The organism is Micromonospora sp. NPDC004336, from assembly GCF_053602615.1.
Window position 1 is genome coordinate 39,064 of record NZ_JBSGDY010000020.1, and the last position, 16,198, is coordinate 55,261.

The 16,198-nt window shown below is 74.9% G+C and carries 11 protein-coding genes and 2 pseudogenes; 7 read left to right on the top strand and 6 right to left on the bottom strand.

Annotated elements, in window-relative coordinates; all coding sequences use genetic code 11:
* The first annotated feature begins 162 nt into the window (after window positions 1-162).
* Window positions 163-1,710, top strand: a complete 1,548-nt coding sequence (locus tag ACWENR_RS07335; RefSeq protein WP_452276189.1) for a M1 family metallopeptidase — start codon at window positions 163-165, stop codon at window positions 1,708-1,710.
* Between the two features lie 129 nt (window positions 1,711-1,839).
* Here the strand turns inward: ACWENR_RS07335 and ACWENR_RS07340 are convergent, their stop codons facing one another.
* Both ACWENR_RS07340 and gltB read right to left on the bottom strand, forming a co-directional pair.
* A complete protein-coding gene (locus ACWENR_RS07340) occupies window positions 1,840-3,348 on the bottom strand; it encodes a glutamate synthase subunit beta (protein ID WP_452276190.1) in 1,509 nt (502 codons plus the stop codon).
* On the bottom strand, window positions 3,341-8,116 hold the full coding sequence (gene gltB / locus ACWENR_RS07345; protein WP_452276191.1) for a glutamate synthase large subunit: 4,776 nt from the start codon (window positions 8,114-8,116) through the stop codon (window positions 3,341-3,343). The genes ACWENR_RS07340 and gltB overlap by 8 nt, the downstream gene beginning before the upstream one ends.
* Before the next feature lie 146 nt (window positions 8,117-8,262).
* On the opposite strand from gltB, the gene ACWENR_RS07350 reads away from it, so the two are divergent.
* A complete protein-coding gene (locus ACWENR_RS07350; protein WP_452276192.1) occupies window positions 8,263-9,108 on the top strand; it encodes a GNAT family N-acetyltransferase in 846 nt (281 codons plus the stop codon).
* A gap of 160 nt (window positions 9,109-9,268) precedes the next feature.
* On the opposite strand, the gene ACWENR_RS07355 is transcribed toward ACWENR_RS07350, so the two are convergent.
* The 3 genes and pseudogenes from ACWENR_RS07355 to ACWENR_RS07365 all read right to left on the bottom strand — a co-directional run.
* Entirely contained in the window at window positions 9,269-9,535 is a 267-nt protein-coding gene (locus ACWENR_RS07355; protein WP_452276193.1) for a hypothetical protein, read from the bottom strand.
* A 61-nt stretch (window positions 9,536-9,596) separates the two neighbouring features.
* A pseudogene (locus ACWENR_RS07360) lies at window positions 9,597-10,202 on the bottom strand (FAD-dependent monooxygenase); the annotation flags it as partial.
* A 7-nt stretch (window positions 10,203-10,209) separates the two neighbouring features.
* Window positions 10,210-11,526, bottom strand: a pseudogene (locus tag ACWENR_RS07365) (phytoene desaturase family protein); the annotation flags it as partial.
* 72 nt (window positions 11,527-11,598) lie between these two features.
* Here ACWENR_RS07365 and ACWENR_RS07370 point away from each other — a divergent pair.
* A complete protein-coding gene (locus ACWENR_RS07370; protein WP_452276194.1) occupies window positions 11,599-13,032 on the top strand; it encodes an aldehyde dehydrogenase family protein in 1,434 nt (477 codons plus the stop codon).
* 66 nt (window positions 13,033-13,098) lie between these two features.
* Here the strand turns inward: ACWENR_RS07370 and ACWENR_RS07375 are convergent, their stop codons facing one another.
* Window positions 13,099-13,500 carry a ChaB family protein gene (locus ACWENR_RS07375; protein WP_091095813.1) on the bottom strand — a complete coding sequence of 134 codons (402 nt, stop codon included), beginning with the start codon at window positions 13,498-13,500 and terminating at the stop codon, window positions 13,099-13,101.
* 164 nt (window positions 13,501-13,664) lie between these two features.
* On the opposite strand from ACWENR_RS07375, the gene ACWENR_RS07380 reads away from it, so the two are divergent.
* From ACWENR_RS07380 to ACWENR_RS07395, 4 genes are all read left to right on the top strand, one after another.
* A complete protein-coding gene (locus tag ACWENR_RS07380; RefSeq protein ID WP_452276195.1) occupies window positions 13,665-14,645 on the top strand; it encodes a YihY/virulence factor BrkB family protein in 981 nt (326 codons plus the stop codon).
* Window positions 14,646-14,710: 65 nt separating this feature from the next.
* Entirely contained in the window at window positions 14,711-15,127 is a 417-nt protein-coding gene (locus tag ACWENR_RS07385) for a DUF2795 domain-containing protein (RefSeq protein ID WP_452276196.1), read from the top strand.
* Between the two features lie 52 nt (window positions 15,128-15,179).
* Window positions 15,180-15,641 carry an SRPBCC family protein gene (locus tag ACWENR_RS07390; protein ID WP_452276197.1) on the top strand — a complete coding sequence of 154 codons (462 nt, stop codon included), beginning with the start codon at window positions 15,180-15,182 and terminating at the stop codon, window positions 15,639-15,641.
* Between the two features lie 230 nt (window positions 15,642-15,871).
* The gene (locus ACWENR_RS07395) at window positions 15,872-16,132 is read left to right on the top strand and encodes a hypothetical protein (protein ID WP_452276198.1); all 261 of its coding nucleotides are present in this window, start codon (window positions 15,872-15,874) and stop codon (window positions 16,130-16,132) included.
* The last annotated feature ends 66 nt before the right edge of the window (window positions 16,133-16,198 follow it).

Consider the following 16,198-nt stretch of genomic DNA (forward strand, 5'->3'; position numbering starts at 1 on the left):
GTGACCGCGCGCGTGGCCAGGGACGGGGCTTGTTACCAGGCGGTAATGCTATCGAAACATTCGCAACAATGGAATGGCCCGCGATCATCGACGGGGCCAACGGGTTCACAAATCTCGATTAGGTTGGCCGGTGCGTACACCCCGACGGAGGGAGTCCACCCCGTGCGACGCGCTCTCACGGCGGCCATCGCCGCCCTGACCGTCACCACCGCCGGCGGCCTGGTCACCGGCGCCCCCGGCCACGCCGCCCCACCCGGCTGGGGGCGGCCCGTCGTCCCCGCCGCCGCGCCACAACCCGGCGGCCCCGGCCTCGGCGACAGCTACTTCCCCGACTACGGCAACAGCGGCTACGACGTCACCCACTACGACGTCCGGCTGCGCTACGACCCGGACACCGACCGGCTCACCGGCACCACCACCATCCTGGCCCGGGCCACCCAGGACCTGTCCCGGTTCAACCTGGACTTCCTGCTCGACGTCGAGTCGGTGCGGGTCAACGGCTGGCAGGCCGACACCGCCCGCGAGGGCGTGCACGAGCTCGTGGTCACCCCGCGCCGCGCGGTCACCGCCGGCCAGCAGCTCACCGTCGTGGTGCGCTACTCGGGCATACCGTCGGAGACCCTCGTCGGCGGCTACACCGGCTGGACCCGCACGGCCGACGGCGCGATGGCGGTGAACGAGCCGGAGTCGGCCTGGTGGTGGTTCCCCAGCAACGACCACCCCCTGGACAAGGCCACCTACGACATCTCCGTCTCGGTGCCCACCGGCGTCGAGGTGATCAGCAACGGCGTCCAGCCGCGGGCGCCGCTGCCCGAGGCGGGCAACCGCACCCGGTGGAGCTGGCGGACCACCTCGCCGACCGCCACCTACCTGGCCTTCCTCGCCATCGGCCAGTACGAGATCGTCACCGACACCACCCCCGACGGCCAGCCGGTGATCAACGCGTACAGCGCCACCCTGGGCGAGCTGGGACCGGCCGCGCGCGCCAGCATCGAGCGCACCGCCGAGATCGTCGAGTGGGGCAGCGGTCTCTTCGGTCCGTACCCCTTCGAGGCGCAGGGCGGCGTGGCCGGGCCGGTCGACGGCATCGGCTTCGCCCTGGAGACGCAGACCCGCTCGGTGTACGGGCCCGGCTTCTGGCGGCGCGGCGCCAACACCTACGTGGTGGTGCACGAGAACGCCCACCAGTGGTTCGGCGACTCGGTCTCGGTGGCCGACTGGAGCGACATCTGGCTCAACGAGGGCTTCGCCTCGTACGCGGAGTGGCTCTGGTCGGAGGAGCAGGGCGAGGGCACCGCGCAGGAGCTGTTCGACTTCACGTACGCCAGCTATCCGGCGGACGACAGGTTCTGGCAGGTGCCGCCGGGCGAGCCGGGCCCGGCCGGGATCTTCGAGGACGCGGTCTACGACCGGGGCGCGATGGCCCTGCACCAGCTCCGCCTGGCGGTGGGCGACGACGCGTTCTTCCGGATCCTGCCGGCCTGGACCGCCGCGCACCGGCACGGCAACGCCACGATCGCGCAGTTCCAGGCCCTCGCCGAGCGGATCTCCGGGCTGGACCTCGACGAACTCCTCACGGCCTGGCTGCTCACCCCCGGCCGCCCGGACGTGGCCGCAGCGGACCGCCGGGCCGAGTCGGCGAGCGCCCCGCCCGCCGAGCCGAAGTCGTGGGCGAGGATCCGCGAGGCGCACGCGCTGCTGGGCCGCTGACCCGCTGCCCGCCCGCCTGCCCGCCCGACAGCCGGGCGGGCAGGCGGCCGTGGGATGACCGCACGGACGCTGTCGAGCTGATGTCGTGGACGACTCACCGCGACGTGCCACCCAGGGCCGAGGCCGCCGCTACCGGGCCGCCAGGGGTTGCCGGGCCGGGTCGACCGGGGCCGGCAGCGAGCCCGTCCCGCCGAGGTAGGCGTGGATGGCGGCGGCAGCGGCCCGTCCCTCGGCGATCGCCCAGACGATGAGCGAGGCGCCCCGGTGCATGTCGCCGGCGACGAAGACGCCGTCGGCGTCGGTCTGCCAGTCCGGCCGGGCGTCGACCGCGCCGCGCGCGTTACGGACGACCCCGAACTGGTCGAGCAGCGGCTGCTCCTCGGTGCCCTCGAAGCCGATCGCCAGCAGCACCAGGTCGGCCGGCAGTTCCCGCTCGGAGCCGGGCAGCGGGGTGACGATCCGCCGCCCGTCGCGCTTCTCCACGGTCACCTCGGCGATCCGCACCGCCCGGACCTGGCCGGTGCCGTCGTCGACGAACTCCCGCACCGCGACGGCGAAGAGCCGCTCGCCGCCCTCCTCGTGCGCCGGGTAGCTGCGCAGCAGCCACGGCCAGGTGGGCCACGGGTCCCGGGCCTCGTCCCGGGTCTGCGGCGGCTGCGGGTAGAGGTCGAGCTGGTGTACGCCGGCGGCGCCCTGCCGGTGCGCCACGCCGAGGCAGTCCGCCGCCGTGTCGCCGCCGCCGATGATCACGACGTGCTTCCCGGCCGCGTCGATCGGCGTGCCGTCGGGCAGCACCGCCGGCTCGGGCCGGCCGCCCGCCGCCGCGGCGACCACCCGGTTGGCCGCGACGAGATGCTCCATCGCCTGGTGTACGCCGCGCAGCCCGCGACCCGGGGTCTCCGGGGTGTCCCGGCCCCGCAGCGCGCCGCAGGCGAGCAGCACCGCGTCGTGCTCGGCGCGCAGCTGCTCGGCGGTGACGTCCACGCCGACGTTCACCCCGGCGCGGAACCGCACCCCCTCGGCGGCGAGCTGGTCCAGCCGCCGGTCGATGTGGACCTTCTCCAGCTTGAAGTCGGGGATGCCGTACCGGAGGAGGCCGCCGATCGCGTCGTCGCGCTCGTACACCGTCACGGCGTGACCGGCGCGCGCGAGCTGCTGCGCGGCGGCGAGCCCGGCGGGGCCGGAGCCGACCACCGCGACCGACCGGCCCGTCGGCGCGGGCAGCGGGCGCGGCGACAGGCCGCCCCGCGCGACTGCCGCGTCGGCGATCTCCACCTCGACCTGCTTGATGGTGACGGGCTGCCCGCCGCCGATGCCGAGCACGCAGGCCGCCTCGCAGGGCGCGGGGCAGAGCCGGCCGGTGAACTCGGGGAAGTTGTTGGTGGCGTGCAGCGACGCCACCGCCGCGTCCCAGCCGCCGGTGCGGACCAGGTCGTTCCAGTCCGGGATGCGGTTGCCCAGGGGGCAGCCGTCGTGGCAGAACGGGATGCCGCAGTCCATGCAGCGGGTGGCCTGCTCGCGGATCAGCTCCTCGCCCGCCGGCGGGTAGACCTCCCGCCAGTCGCTGATCCGCACCGGCACCGGGCGGCGCGCGGGCAGCCGCCGGTCGTAGCGCAGGAAACCGTTCGGGTCAGGCACGAGCCACCTCCTGGACCGCCGCCCGCGGGGCGGGCGTGGTCGGCACGGACTTCGCGGCGGGCACGGAGAGCGCGCTCATCACCGCGTCGTCGACGTCGCGGCCGGCGGCTTCGGCGGCCCGCATGATCTCCACAACCCGGCGGTAGTCGCGGGGCACCACGGCGGTGAACTCCGCCACCGCCTCCGGCCAGCGCTTGAGCAGCCCCTCCGCGACCGACGAGTCGGTCTCGGCGAAGTGCCGCTGCACCAGCTCGTGCAGCACCGCCTGCTCCTCCTCCGACAGCGGGGCCAGGTCGACCAGTTCCGCGTTGACCCGGCGGCGGTCCAGCCGGTGTACGAAGGCGGTGCCGCCGGACATGCCGGCGGCGAAGTTGCGGCCGGTCGGCCCCAGCACCACCACGGTCCCGCCGGTCATGTACTCGCAGCCGTGGTCGCCGACGCCCTCGACGACGGCCACCGCGCCGGAGTTGCGCACCGCGAACCGCTCCCCGACCCGTCCGCGCAGGAACAGCTCGCCGGCGGTCGCGCCGTAAAGGATGGTGTTGCCGGCGATGATCTGGTCCTCGGCGCGCTGCCCCGACGGGGCGTCGCCGTCGACGAACGGCGCGGTGGAGTCCGGCCGGACGACGAGCCGGCCGCCGGAGAGGCCCTTGCCGACGTAGTCGTTGGCGTCGCCGTGCAGGCGCAGGGTCACCCCGGGCGGCAGGAACGCGCCGAACGACTGCCCGGCGGTGCCGCGCAGCGTGAACTCGATCGTGTCGGCGGGCAGGCCGGCGCCGCCGAAGCGGCGGGTCACCTCGCCGCCGAGCATCGCGCCGACGCTGCGGTGCTCGTTGCGCACCGCCACCTCGACCCGTACCGGCGTGACCTCGGCGGGGTCCCGCGCGTCGGCGCCGGCCGCCGCGCCCCGGGGCCCGGGACCGCCCAGCGCCGGCGCGGCCAGCGCGATCAGCTCGTTGTCCAGCGCCAGTTCCAGGCCGTGGTCCTGGGCCCGTACGCCCCGCCGGGCGGCCCCGGCCGGCAGCTCCGGCAGGTGCAGCACGGGGGTCAGGTCGAGCCCGCCGGCCTTCCAGTGCGCGACCGCCGGGGCGACGTCGAGCAGCTCGGCCTGCCCGATGGCCTCCTCGATCGAGCGCAGGCCCAGCTCGGCCAGGTAGCCGCGGACCTCCTCGGCGAGGAAGAGGAAGAAGTTCTCCACGAACTCGGGCCGGCCGGTGAAGCGTTCCCGCAGCACCGGGTTCTGGGTGGCGATGCCGACCGGGCAGGTGTCCAGGTGGCACACCCGCATCATCACGCAGCCCTCGACGATCAGCGGGGCGGTGGCGAAGCCGAACTCCTCGGCGCCGAGCAGCGCCGCGACCAGCACGTCCCGGCCGGTCTTGAGCTGCCCGTCGACCTGCACGGTGACCCGGTCGCGAAGCTTGTTGAGCAGCAGCGTCTGCTGCGCCTCGGCCAGCCCCAGCTCCCAGGGGGTGCCGGCGTGCTTGAGCGAGTTCAGCGGCGACGCCCCGGTGCCGCCGTCGTGGCCGGAGATGAGGATGACGTCGGCCTTGAGCTTGGCCACGCCCGCCGCCACGGTGCCGACCCCGACCTCGCTGACGAGCTTGACGTGCACCCGCGCGGACGGGTTGACGCACTTGAGGTCGTGGACGAGCTGGGCCAGGTCCTCGATCGAGTAGATGTCGTGGTGCGGCGGCGGGGAGATCAGGCCGACGCCGGGGGTGGCGTGCCGGGTGCGGGCGATCCACGGCCAGACCTTGTTGCCCGGCAGCTGCCCGCCCTCGCCGGGCTTGGCGCCCTGCGCCATCTTGATCTGGAGGTCGTCGGCGTTGACCAGGTATTCGCTGGTCACGCCGAAGCGGCCGCTGGCGATCTGCTTGACCGCCGAGCGGCGGGCCGGGTCGTGCAGCCGGTCGACGTCCTCGCCGCCCTCGCCGGTGTTGGACTTGCCGCCGAGGCGGTTCATCGCGATCGCCAGGGTCTCGTGCGCCTCCGCCGAGATCGACCCGTACGACATGGCGCCGGTGGCGAACCGCTTGACGATCTCGGTGGCCGGCTCGACCTCCTCGATCGGCACCGGGGGCCGCACGCCGGTACGCAGTCGGAACAGCCCGCGCAGCGAGCCGGCCCGCGCGGCCAGCTCGTCGACCTTGGCGGTGTACTGCCGGAACACGTCGTACTGGCGGCTGCGGGTGGCGTGCTGGAGCAGGAAGACCGTCTCCGGGTTGAACAGGTGCAGCTCGCCCTCGCGGCGCCACTGGTACTCGCCGCCCACCTCGAGGCGGTCGGACGCCGTGGCACCCGGGGCCGGCCAGGCCAGCGAGTGCCGGGCGGCGACCTCGGCGTGGATGCCGTCCAGCCCGATCCCGCCGATCTTGCTCGGGGTGCCGCGGAAGTAGCGCTCGACGAGCCGGGAGTCGAGCCCGACGGCCTCGAAGACCTGCGCCCCGCAGTACGACGACACCGTCGAGATGCCCATCTTGGACATGATCTTCAGGATGCCCTTGCCGAGGCCCTTGACGTAGTTGCGGACCGCCGTGACGCGATCGACGCCCACCAGCGCGCCGGTGGAGATCATGTCCTCCACCGACTCGAAGGCCAGGTAGGGGTTGACCGCCGCCGCGCCGTAGCCGATCAGCACCGCCGCGTGGTGCACCTCGCGGCAGTCGCCGGACTCGACGACCAGCGCCACCTGGGTACGCGTCTGCTCGCGGACCAGGTGCTGGTGCACGGCGGCGGTGAGCAGCAGCGACGGGATCGGGGCGAGGTCGGCGTTGGAGTCGCGGTCCGACAGCACCAGGATGCGTACGCCGTCCTCGATCGCCTCCGAGACGTGCCGGCAGATCTCGGTCAGCCGGGCCTTGATGCCGGCGCCGCCCTCCCGGACGCGGTAGAGCCCGGAGACCCGGACGGCCTTGAAGCCGGGCAGGTCGCCGTCCTCGTCGATGCAGAGGATCTTGGCCAGCTCGTCGTTGTCGATGACCGGGTACGGCAGCACGATCTGCCGGCAGCTGGCCGGGCCCGGGTCGAGCAGGTTGCCCTCCGGCCCGATCGTCGACGCCAGGCTGGTCACCAGCTCCTCCCGGATGGCGTCCAGCGGCGGGTTCGTGACCTGGGCGAAGAGCTGGTGGAAGTAGTCGTAGAGCAGCCGCGGCCGGGTCGACAGCGGGGCGATCGGGGTGTCGGTGCCCATCGAGCCGAGCGGCTCGGCGCCGCTGCGCGCCATCGGCGCGAGCAGGATCTTCAGCTCCTCCTCGGTGTAGCCGAAGGTCTGCTGGCGGCGGCGTACCGAGTCGTGGGTGTAGACGACGTGCTCGCGCGGCGGCAGGTCGGTCAGGTCGATGAGGCCGGCGTGCAGCCAGTCGGCGTACGGCTGCTCGGCCGCCAGTTCCGCCTTGATCTCCTCGTCGTGCACGATCCGGCCGGCGACGGTGTCGACCAGGAACATCTTCCCCGGCTGGAGGCGGCCCTTGGCGACCACCCGGGCCGGGTCGAGGTCGAGCACGCCCGCCTCGCTGCCGAGCACCACGAGCCCGTCGGCCGTCCGCCACCAGCGGCCCGGGCGCAGCCCGTTGCGGTCCAGCACCGCGCCGACGATCTCGCCGTCGGTGAAGGCGACCGAGGCGGGACCGTCCCACGGCTCCATCAGGCTCGCGTGGAACCGGTAGAAGGCGCGCTTCTCCGCGCCCATGTCGGGGTCGTTCTCCCACGCCTCGGGGATCATCATCAGCACCGCGTGCGGCAGGCTCCGGCCGGCCAGGTGCAGCAGTTCCAGGACCTCGTCGAAGTTCGCCGAGTCGGAGGCGGCCGGCGTGCAGACCGGGAAGACCCGGCGGATGTTGCCCGGCAGGTGACCGCCGGCTCCGCCGGCGGCTGAGGAAGCGCCGCTGGTGAGCATCGACTCTCTTGCCTGCATCCAGTTCCGGTTGCCCCGGATCGTGTTGATCTCGCCGTTGTGCGCGATGAGCCGGTACGGGTGCGCCAGCGGCCAGGACGGGAACGTGTTGGTGGAGAAGCGGCTGTGCACCAGCGCGATCGCGCTCTCCACCCGCTCGTCGGTCAGCTCCGGATAGAACGCCGGCAGCTGGTCGGGGGTGAGCATGCCCTTCCACACCATCGTCCGCCCGGACAGCGACGGGAAGTAGGCCGGCACGCCCCGCTCGGCGCTCTCCCGCTCCGCCTGCTTGCGCAGGCAGAACGCCACCCGCTCCAGCTCGACGCCACGCAGCGGCGACCCGGCCGGCCCGGCCGGCGAGCCGGTGAGCCGGTGCGCGGCGAGGAAGAGCTGCCGGACCCGGGGCATCGCCGCGAGGGCGGTCTCGCCGAGGCCGCGCGGGTCGACCGGCACGTCGCGCCAGCCGAGCACGTCGGCGCCCTCCACCAGCGCGTACTTCTCCACCACGCGACGGGCGCGGGCCTCGGCGGCGTCGTCGTCTGGGAGGAAGACCAGGCCGGTGGCGTACTCGCCGGCGGGCGGCAGCGGGAAGTCGACAGTCGCGCGCAGGAACGCGTCCGGCACCTGGATCATGATCCCCGCGCCGTCACCGGTGTTCGGTTCCGCGCCCCGGGCGCCCCGGTGGTCCAGCCGGCGGAGCGCGTCGAGGCCGTTGGTCACGACCGCGTGCGAGCGCCGCCCGTGCAGGTCCGCCACGAAGGCCACGCCGCAGGCGTCGTGCTCCTGCGCGGGGTCGTAGAGCCCGGCCGCGGGCGCTCCCGGGCCGAGGTGCGGGGCCTGCTGCGGGCTGCTTTGAGGGTACGGAAAGGCCACCGGGCCTCCTGTCGTCACTCAGGTGCAAACTCGATCGGGACGACGTCGGCCCTCAGGAGTCTATTGAGTCTACGTTAGGGTCCGGTGCGCAAGGCCAGTGCAGATTGATCACACCTTCCAGAGTCTGGGACGTGTAGTCTCGCGCGGTGGATGGCGTGCGTACGGACCTCTTCGACCGGTTGGAACGCTTCTACGACGCGGTGCCCCGCGACGCGGCCCGGGCGGAGGAGTACGGCGCCCTGGTGCTGTTCGTCCGCGACGGCGCCGGCTGGCCGTTCTACGCCCGCCCCCGGCGCGACGCCGACGCGCCGCCGTCGCTGGCCGACGTCGCGGCGGTACGGGAACGGCAGCGCGAACTCGGCCTGCCCGAGGCCTTCGAGTGGGTGCACGAGACGACGCCCGACCTGCTGGCGGTGGCCCGCTCGGCCGGCCTGTCGGTGCTGGAGGCCCCGCTGATGGTGCTCGACCCGGCGGCCCTGCCCGCCCCGGAGACCCTCACCGACGTACCCGTGCGGCTGCTCGACCCGGCGGACCCCGGCTTCGCGGCGGACGTCGCCGCCCGGCGCGCCGTCGCCGCCGTCGGCTTCTCCGACCCCGGCACGGGGCGCGGCGAGGCCGGCCCGGCGCAGCGCGACGCCGCCGTCGCGGAGGTCGACGAGGCCGCGCTGGACGAGGAGCGCGCCCGCGTCGCCGACGGCCGCCGGCTGTCGGCGCTGGCCGGGACGACCGCCGACGGCGCGCTGGCCAGCGGCATGGCGATGCGGGTCGACGACGTCGCCGAGATCGCCGGGATCGCCACCCTGCCGGCCGCCCGCCGGCGGGGCCTGGGCGCCGCCGTCACCGCCGCGCTGGCCCGTGAGCTGCTGGCCGCCGGCACCGAACTGGTCTTCCTCTCCGCCGGCAGCGAGGACATCGCCCGGGTCTACCTGCGGGTCGGCTTCCGCCGCGTCGGCACCGCCTGCATCGCCGAACCCGCCCCCGTAACCCCCTGAAGATGTCCCTCCGGCAGCACCGGCCCGGAGCCCGGTCGCCCACGTGGTCGTGGCGACCGGCCCGGTCCACGCCGGAGGCGATCACGCTGATCCCGGCCGACCTCGCGGCCTCGGACACGTCAGTCCTGACGGCCGGCGCGAGGGGCCGCGGAGAGTAGGGTCAGGGCCGCCCGGCGGGCGTGCTCGCCCGCGCCGCCGCGTCGTGGTGTGCGGCGACGACGGTGGCGCCCTCCACGAGCATGAGCAGCTGCCGCCCCAGCAGGTGAGGGTCGGCGGCCCCGGCGCGACCGGCGACGCCCACGAGGATCCCGAGGTAGCGGTCGAGGTGGCGCGCGGTGATCAGCCGTACCGCCTCGACGCTGGACGGTGGGCACAACCTCATGCGCGACGCGCCCGAGGAGCTGCTGGCGATCCTGCTGGAGGTCACCAGGGACCCTGATCGCGGCGCCGGCCCCCGGCAGGACGCGCCGTGGTTGACGGGGAGCGGGTCAGGCGGGAGGACGCCACTGGGCGGCCGTGGCGGCGGCCGTCGAGAGCAGGCGCGGGCTGAGGGTGCCGAGGGCGGCGTCACGGGCGCGCAGCGCCAGCGGGCCCCGCGCCTTCAGCACGGCCGACATCCGGCGGGTCTGCCGGACCACCGTGGCCGCCCGGGGCCGGCGCGCCCGGTCGTACGCGACGAGGGCGTCGGGCAGACGGGACTCGCGCAGCAGCGAGGCGAGGGTGGCCGCGTCCTCGAAGGCGAGGCAGGCGCCCTGACCGAGGTGCGGCGGCATGGCGTGCGCGGCGTCGCCGAGCAGCACCACCCCGCCCGGACCGGCCGGGAAGGCGTACGACCTGGGCAGCGGCCGCAGCTCGCGGATCTCCTGCTGCACCAGGTCCGCCGGGTCGGTGGCGTCGAGCAGTTCGGCGACGGGCGCGGGCCAGCCCTCGTACCAGCGGCGCAGCAGGGCGAGCTGCGTCTCCGGCGGCTCGGGGCGGGGCGCGCCGGCGGCGGTGGCCACCCAGTAGATGCCGCCCCGGCTGGAGGCGCCCGAGGAGCCCCGCTCGCCCAGCGAGGCGGAGACGAAGCGGTAGCCGGCGCCGAGCACCTCGCCGCCGACGGCCGGCCACGTGCCGCCCCACGATCAGGCTGCGGAAGCCGGGTGCCGCCTCCTCCAGCACCTGCTCCATCCGGTCGACGTGGGCGGCGATCTCCTCCGCCCGCCAGTGCCGGCGGAACGGCAGGTGGGTGTACGACCAGAGCGACTCGGTGCCCGGCGGCGAGTGACTCGGGTCGGCCACCGACATCTGCCCCACCAGCAGGAACGGGTCGCGCGGGACCTCGGAGCGGGCCAGCGCGGCGGCGTAGCCGGTGAGCCCGTCCAGGTCCGCGCCGAGGTGCACGGTGCCGGCGGTGGCGACCGCGCGGTTGGTCCACGGCACGGGCGCGGACAGCGCCCAGTCCACCTTGAGCGTCGAGCCGTCCCACCGGAAGTGCGCCAGGTCTTCGACCAGCCTTGGCGGCAGCGCCGCCGCGCCGACCAGGTCCAGGTAGAGCGCGGGGGCCGGAACGTCGGCCAGCACCGCCCGGCGGGCCCGCCAGAGGGCGCCACCGGCGGTACGCACCCCCATCGCCCGGCCGCGCGCGGTCAGCACCCGGTCGACCCGGGCGCCGTAGAGGATCCGGCCGCCGCGCTCGGTCAGGCGGGCCACCAGCGCGTCGGTGATCCGCTGCGCTCCGCCGTCGGGCACCGGCCAGCCGACCTGCTGGCCGAGCATGGCGAGCAGCCACCCGTACACGCCGGAGCCGGCCTCCTCCGGAGACAGGTCGGTGTGCAGGGCGCACCCGGCCAGCAGCGCCGGGCCGCCCGCGCCGTCGAAGAGCTCGTCGCCGAGCTTGCGGACCGGCACCACCAGCCGTCGGGCCAGCCGCAGCGCGCCCGACACCCGCAGCCGGCGCAGCAGGGCCAGGCCGCCGCGCACCGGCGGGAAGGGCGTGGTGATGGTGTCCAGCATCGGCTCGGCGACCTGCCGCCAGTCGTCGTACGCGTGCAGCCAGCGCTTGCCGTCGCCCGGCGCGAACGCCTCCAGCGAGGCGGCGGTGGCCTCCGGGTCGCGGTTGAGCACCGCCGCCCGCCCGTCGGGCAGCAGGTGCGCCAGCACGTCCGGGGAGTGCCGCCAGCGCAGCCCGTACCGGTCTAGCCCCAGCCCGCGCAGCACGGGCGAGGCGTAGCCGAGGGGGTAGAAGGAGCTGTACAGGTCGCTCAGGTAGCCGGGGGCGGTCACCTCGGCGGAGCGCACCGCGCCGCCGGGCGCGGCGGTGGCCTCCAGCACCAGGACGTCCCAGCCGGCGTCCGCGAGCAGGTTGGCGGCGACCAGGCCGTTGTGGCCGGCTCCGACGACGACGGCGTCCGCGCTCTCCGCGCCGGTCGAACTCATCCGATCCGCCTACCCTGCCAGCAACCGGGCGAAACGCGTTTGCCTCGCCGGGGCCGGGGCATCCACTGCCGCATGTACACGGTTGCGCAGCTCATAGGTGGAGTGTGGGGCGCGGGCGGCGAGGGGGGCGAGCTGGTCGTACACGATCCGGCCGACGGCTCCCCGGTCAGCTCCGTGCCGGTGGCGACGGCGGACGAGGTCGGCAAGGCGGTCGAGGCGGCGCGCGGCGTCGCGTCGGAGTGGGCGGCGACCGCCCCCGCCGACCGGGCGGCGGCCCTGCACCGGGCGGCGGACGCGGTGGCCGCGGTCGCCGACGAGCTGGCGCGGGCGACGACGGCCGAGATGGGCAAGCCCCTCGCGGACGCGCGGGGCGGCGTGGAGGCGGGCATCGGCACCCTGCGACAGTACGCGGAGCTGGCCCCGGTGCGGGGCGGGCGGACCCTGCACGGCGGCCCGCACGCCATCGACTTCATGGTGCCGCAGCCGCGCGGGGTGGTCGCCGCGATCACGCCGTGGAACGACCCGGTGGCGGTCTCCTGCGGGCTGCTCGGCGCGGCGCTGGTCACCGGCAACGTGGTGCTCTACAAGCCGAGCGAACGCACCCCGGCGACCGGCTGGCTGCTGGCGAGGGCGCTGGACTCCGCGCTGCCGCCCGGGGTGCTCTCGCTGCTGACCGGCGGCCCGGAGGTCGGCGCGGCGCTGGCCGCGCAGGAGGTGGACGTGGTGGCCCACGTCGGCTCCACCGCCACCGGGCGGGCCATCGCGGCCGCGGCGGCGCGCACCGGCGCCAAGGTGCTGCTGGAGAACGGCGGCAGCGACCCGCTCGTCGTGGACGGCGACGTCGACCCGGTGTGGGCAGCCGGGCAGGCGGCCGTCGGCGCGTTCGCCAACGCGGGGCAGATCTGTGTGGCGGTGGAGCGGATCTACGTGCACCGGGACGTCGCCGAGGACTTCACGCAGGCCCTGGTGGACCGGGCGGAACGGCTGCGGGTGGGCCCGGGCGGCGACCCGGCGACCGAGCTGGGGCCGCTGGTGGACCGGCGGCACCGCGACCACGTGCACGGGCAGGTGACCGCCGCGGTCGCGGAGGGGGCGCGGATCCGCGCCGGCGGCACGCTGCCCGACGGCCCGGGCGCGTTCTACCCCGCCACGGTGGTCGCCGACTGCCGGCACGACATGACGCTGGTGCGCGAGGAGACCTTCGGGCCGGTCGCCGCGATCGTCGTGGTCGACTCGTTCTCCGAGGCGCTGCGGTGCGCCGCCGACTCCCCGTACGGGCTGGCCGCGACGGTGCTGACCGGCTCGATGAGCCACGCCCAGCGGGCCTGGCGGGAGCTGCCGGTGGGCACCGTGAAGGTCAACGCCGTGTTCGGCGGGGCTCCGGGCGGCGCCGCTCACCCGCGCCGCGGCAGCGGCCAGGGCTTCGGGTACGGCCCGGAACTGCTCGACGAGTTCACCGCGACCAAGGCGGTGCACCTCGAGGCCCCCGGCGGCGGCCACTGGTGACCAGGCGACGCGAGAAGGGGCTGTCCGCGGATGGACAGCCCCTTCTCGCGTACGCCGAGACCCGCGTCAGCGACCGCGGGCCTTGGCGGTCTGCCGGTTGTTCGCCTTCTCGATGGCCTTGACCAGTTCCGGCTTGGTCATGCTCGACCGGCCGGGGACGTCCAGCTTGCGGGCCACCTTCATCAGGTGGTCCTTGGTGGCGTTGGCGTCCACCCCGCCGGCGGTGGGCGCGCGGCGCTCCGGTCCGCCGCCGGCCGCCTGGCGGTCGCTCGGGCCCTTGCGGCCCTTCGGCTCCCAGTGGTCGCCCACCTTCTCGAACTCGTGCTTGACCGCGGCGAAGGCGGTGCGGTGCGCCCGCTCCCCCTCGCCGTACGTCTCGACGGCCGAGTCGTGCGTCTTCTCCCAGGTGCGCTGCGCCTTCTTGGGGGAGCGTCGCAGCGTGCTGGGCAGTACCTCGCGCCCGGGCATCTCGTCCTCCTCCGCGTCGATGGGTTCCGCTTGACCGTTCCCCCGGGGCCGGTCGGCAAACCGGTCCGCCGGGTTTGTCGATTTCGGGCCCGGGGTACCGGCGGGGCCAGGCGGAGCCGGAGACGCCCGGGTCATCCGGCGGCCGGGGGCACAGGGAGCGGGCGATGACGACCACGGAGCCCGGCGCGGCGCTCACCGGCGGGCGGCGGCTGCGCGTCCCCGGCCGGGTGCGGCAGTTGAGCTGGCGGACCTGGCGCGGGGTGCTGGTGCGCAGCGCCCGGAACTTCGTCAAGGACAACTGCGCGGACTGGGCCGCCGCGCTCACCTACTACGGGGTGCTCGCGCTCTTCCCGTCGACCATCGTGGTGGTCGCCCTGGTCGGGCTGGTCTCCAACGGCGAGCAGACCGTCGACACCGTGCTCGACCTGGCCCGGGACATGGGGGCCGGCTCGGTGGTGGCCAACGAGGGCTTCGTCTCCGTCGTGCGGGGCGTGGTCGACCAGAACGACTCGGCGAGCGTGCTGCTGAGCTTCGGTCTGCTCGGCGCGCTCTGGTCGGCCTCCGGCTTCATCGGGGCGTTCACCCGGGCCTCGAACGCCGTCTACGGCGTCGAGGAGGGCCGGCCGGTCTGGAAGCTGCGACCGATGCAGATCGGTCTCGCGGCGATCTCGCTGGTGCTGCTCGCGGTCGTCGCCACCGGCCTGATCGTCAGCGGGCCGGTCACCGACGCGGTGGGCGACCTGCTCCACGCCGGCGGCCTGGCCCGCACGGTGTGGAGCGTCGCCAAGTGGCCGGTGCTCGCCCTGATCGTGATGGTGCTGCTGAGCCTGCTGTTCTGGATCGCGCCCAACGTCCGGCAGCCCCGGTTCCGCTGGCTCACCCCCGGCGGGGCGGTCGCCCTGCTGTCCTGGGTCGTCGCCTCCTTCGGCTTCGGGCTCTACGTGGCCAACTTCGGCTCGTACGACGCCACCTACGGCAGCCTCGGCGCGGTGATCGCCTTCCTGGTCTGGCTCTACCTGTCCAACTCGGCGCTGATGCTCGGCGTGCAGATCAACGCCGAGCTGCAGCGGGGCCGCGTACTCCAGGCCGGCGAGCCGCACCCGGAGGAGCCGGTGCTGCCCCCGAAGACGCCAGCCGACGCGTGACCGCGGAGCGCCGGGCCGCCCCGCGTGCCGGTTTACCGGCGGTGCCACCGGGTAGCGCAGAAGGCATGGAACGTGGCAGCAGCAAGCACGGACCGAGAGTCGACGAGCAGATGAGCCGGGAGGTCAGCGGCCTCGTGCAGGGGCCGGGGACCGGCGGCTCACGGGTCGACGAGGCCCGCGTGCCGGAGCCGGCCGGTGAGGACCAGCCGGAGCCGACGACGGCCCCGGCCGGCGAACTGCGTACGGGCGCGCCCAAGGGGATGAGTTCCGAGGACGTCGAACGACGCAGCCGGCTCGGACGGTTCATCACGATGAGCGCCCTGCCCGGCGACCGCGAAACCCTGATCGCCAACGCGCGCGACAACGACGCGCCCGCGGACATCGTCGCCGAACTGGAGCGGCTGCCCGAGGGCACCCGCTACCAGACGGTCTCCGAGGTGTGGGCGGCGCTCGGCCACAAGAACGAGACGACCCGCTGGTGACCGGATCCCCGCACGATCCGGCCCGACCCCGGCGGACCAAGGAGGATGCCTGATGAGTGGCGTTACCGAACACGTGGACGTCGCCGTACCGGTGCGCACCGCGTACGACCAGTGGACCCAGTTCGAGGAGTTCCCCCACTTCATGGAGGGGGTGCAGGAGGTCCGGCAACTGACGGACACGATGACCCACTGGACCGTCGAGATCGCCGGCGTCAAGCGTGAGTTCGACGCCGAGATCACCGAGCAGCTCCCGGACGAGCGGGTCGCCTGGCGCTCGACCGGCGGCACCAAGCAGGCCGGCGTGGTGACGTTCCACCGGCTGGACCCGGAGAACACCCGGGTGACCCTGCAGTTGGAGTTCGAGCCGCACGGCGTGGTCGAGCAGGCCGGCGACAAGCTGGGCATCGTCGACCGGCGCGCCAAGGGCGACCTGGAGCGGTTCAAGCAGTTCATCGAGCGGCGCGGTCAGGAGACCGGTTCCTGGCGCGGCAAGGTCGACCGGCCGCAGCCCTGATCCCCGCCCCCCGGGTACGAACTCCGATGGCCGCCGGCTCGCCCGGCGGCCATCGTCGTCTGCCGGCGGCGGCCATCGTCGCCTGCGCGCGACGGCCTCGCGGGTCTGCCGGCGGCGGCCAGCACCGCGCGCGGGCGGCGGCCATCGTCGCCCGCGAGCGACGGGCTCGCGGACCTGCCGGCGGCGGCCAGCACCGTTTGCGGGCGGCGGGCCTGGGTACCGCGATCGGTATGACGGACGAGAACAAGGTGTGGCGGGACGAGGAACGGACTCCCCTGCAGGAACTGGACCGGGCCGTCGCGCGTTCGACCCTGGACGGCCAGGCCGACGACGTGACGGGCAACGACGCCGGCGAGGAGGCCGCGTTCGGGCACGGCCCGGAGGCGGTGGACCGCGGCGGGCAGGCCGCCGGGGCCGGCCGCGAGCCGACCGACCCGGAGCGCGCCTACCGACCCTCCACGACCGGCCGGACCGGCCCCGACACGATGTGAGCCGGTGGGGCGGGCCGGCCCGCCCCACCCCCCCCCCCCGGGCCCCCCACCGCCGGGGGGGGGCGC

Excerpts from the sequence above, each read along its gene's own strand:
- ACWENR_RS07395 (WP_452276198.1), top strand. The coding sequence starts at position 15,872 with ATGACGGACGAGAACAAGGTGTGGCGGGACGAGGAACGGACTCCCCTG.
- ACWENR_RS07380 (WP_452276195.1), top strand. The coding sequence starts at position 13,665 with ATGACGACCACGGAGCCCGGCGCGGCGCTCACCGGCGGGCGGCGGCTG.
- ACWENR_RS07370 (WP_452276194.1), top strand. The coding sequence starts at position 11,599 with ATGTACACGGTTGCGCAGCTCATAGGTGGAGTGTGGGGCGCGGGCGGC.
- ACWENR_RS07385 (WP_452276196.1), top strand. The coding sequence starts at position 14,711 with ATGGAACGTGGCAGCAGCAAGCACGGACCGAGAGTCGACGAGCAGATG.
- ACWENR_RS07390 (WP_452276197.1), top strand. The coding sequence starts at position 15,180 with ATGAGTGGCGTTACCGAACACGTGGACGTCGCCGTACCGGTGCGCACC.
- ACWENR_RS07375 (WP_091095813.1), bottom strand. The coding sequence starts at position 13,500 with ATGCCCGGGCGCGAGGTACTGCCCAGCACGCTGCGACGCTCCCCCAAG.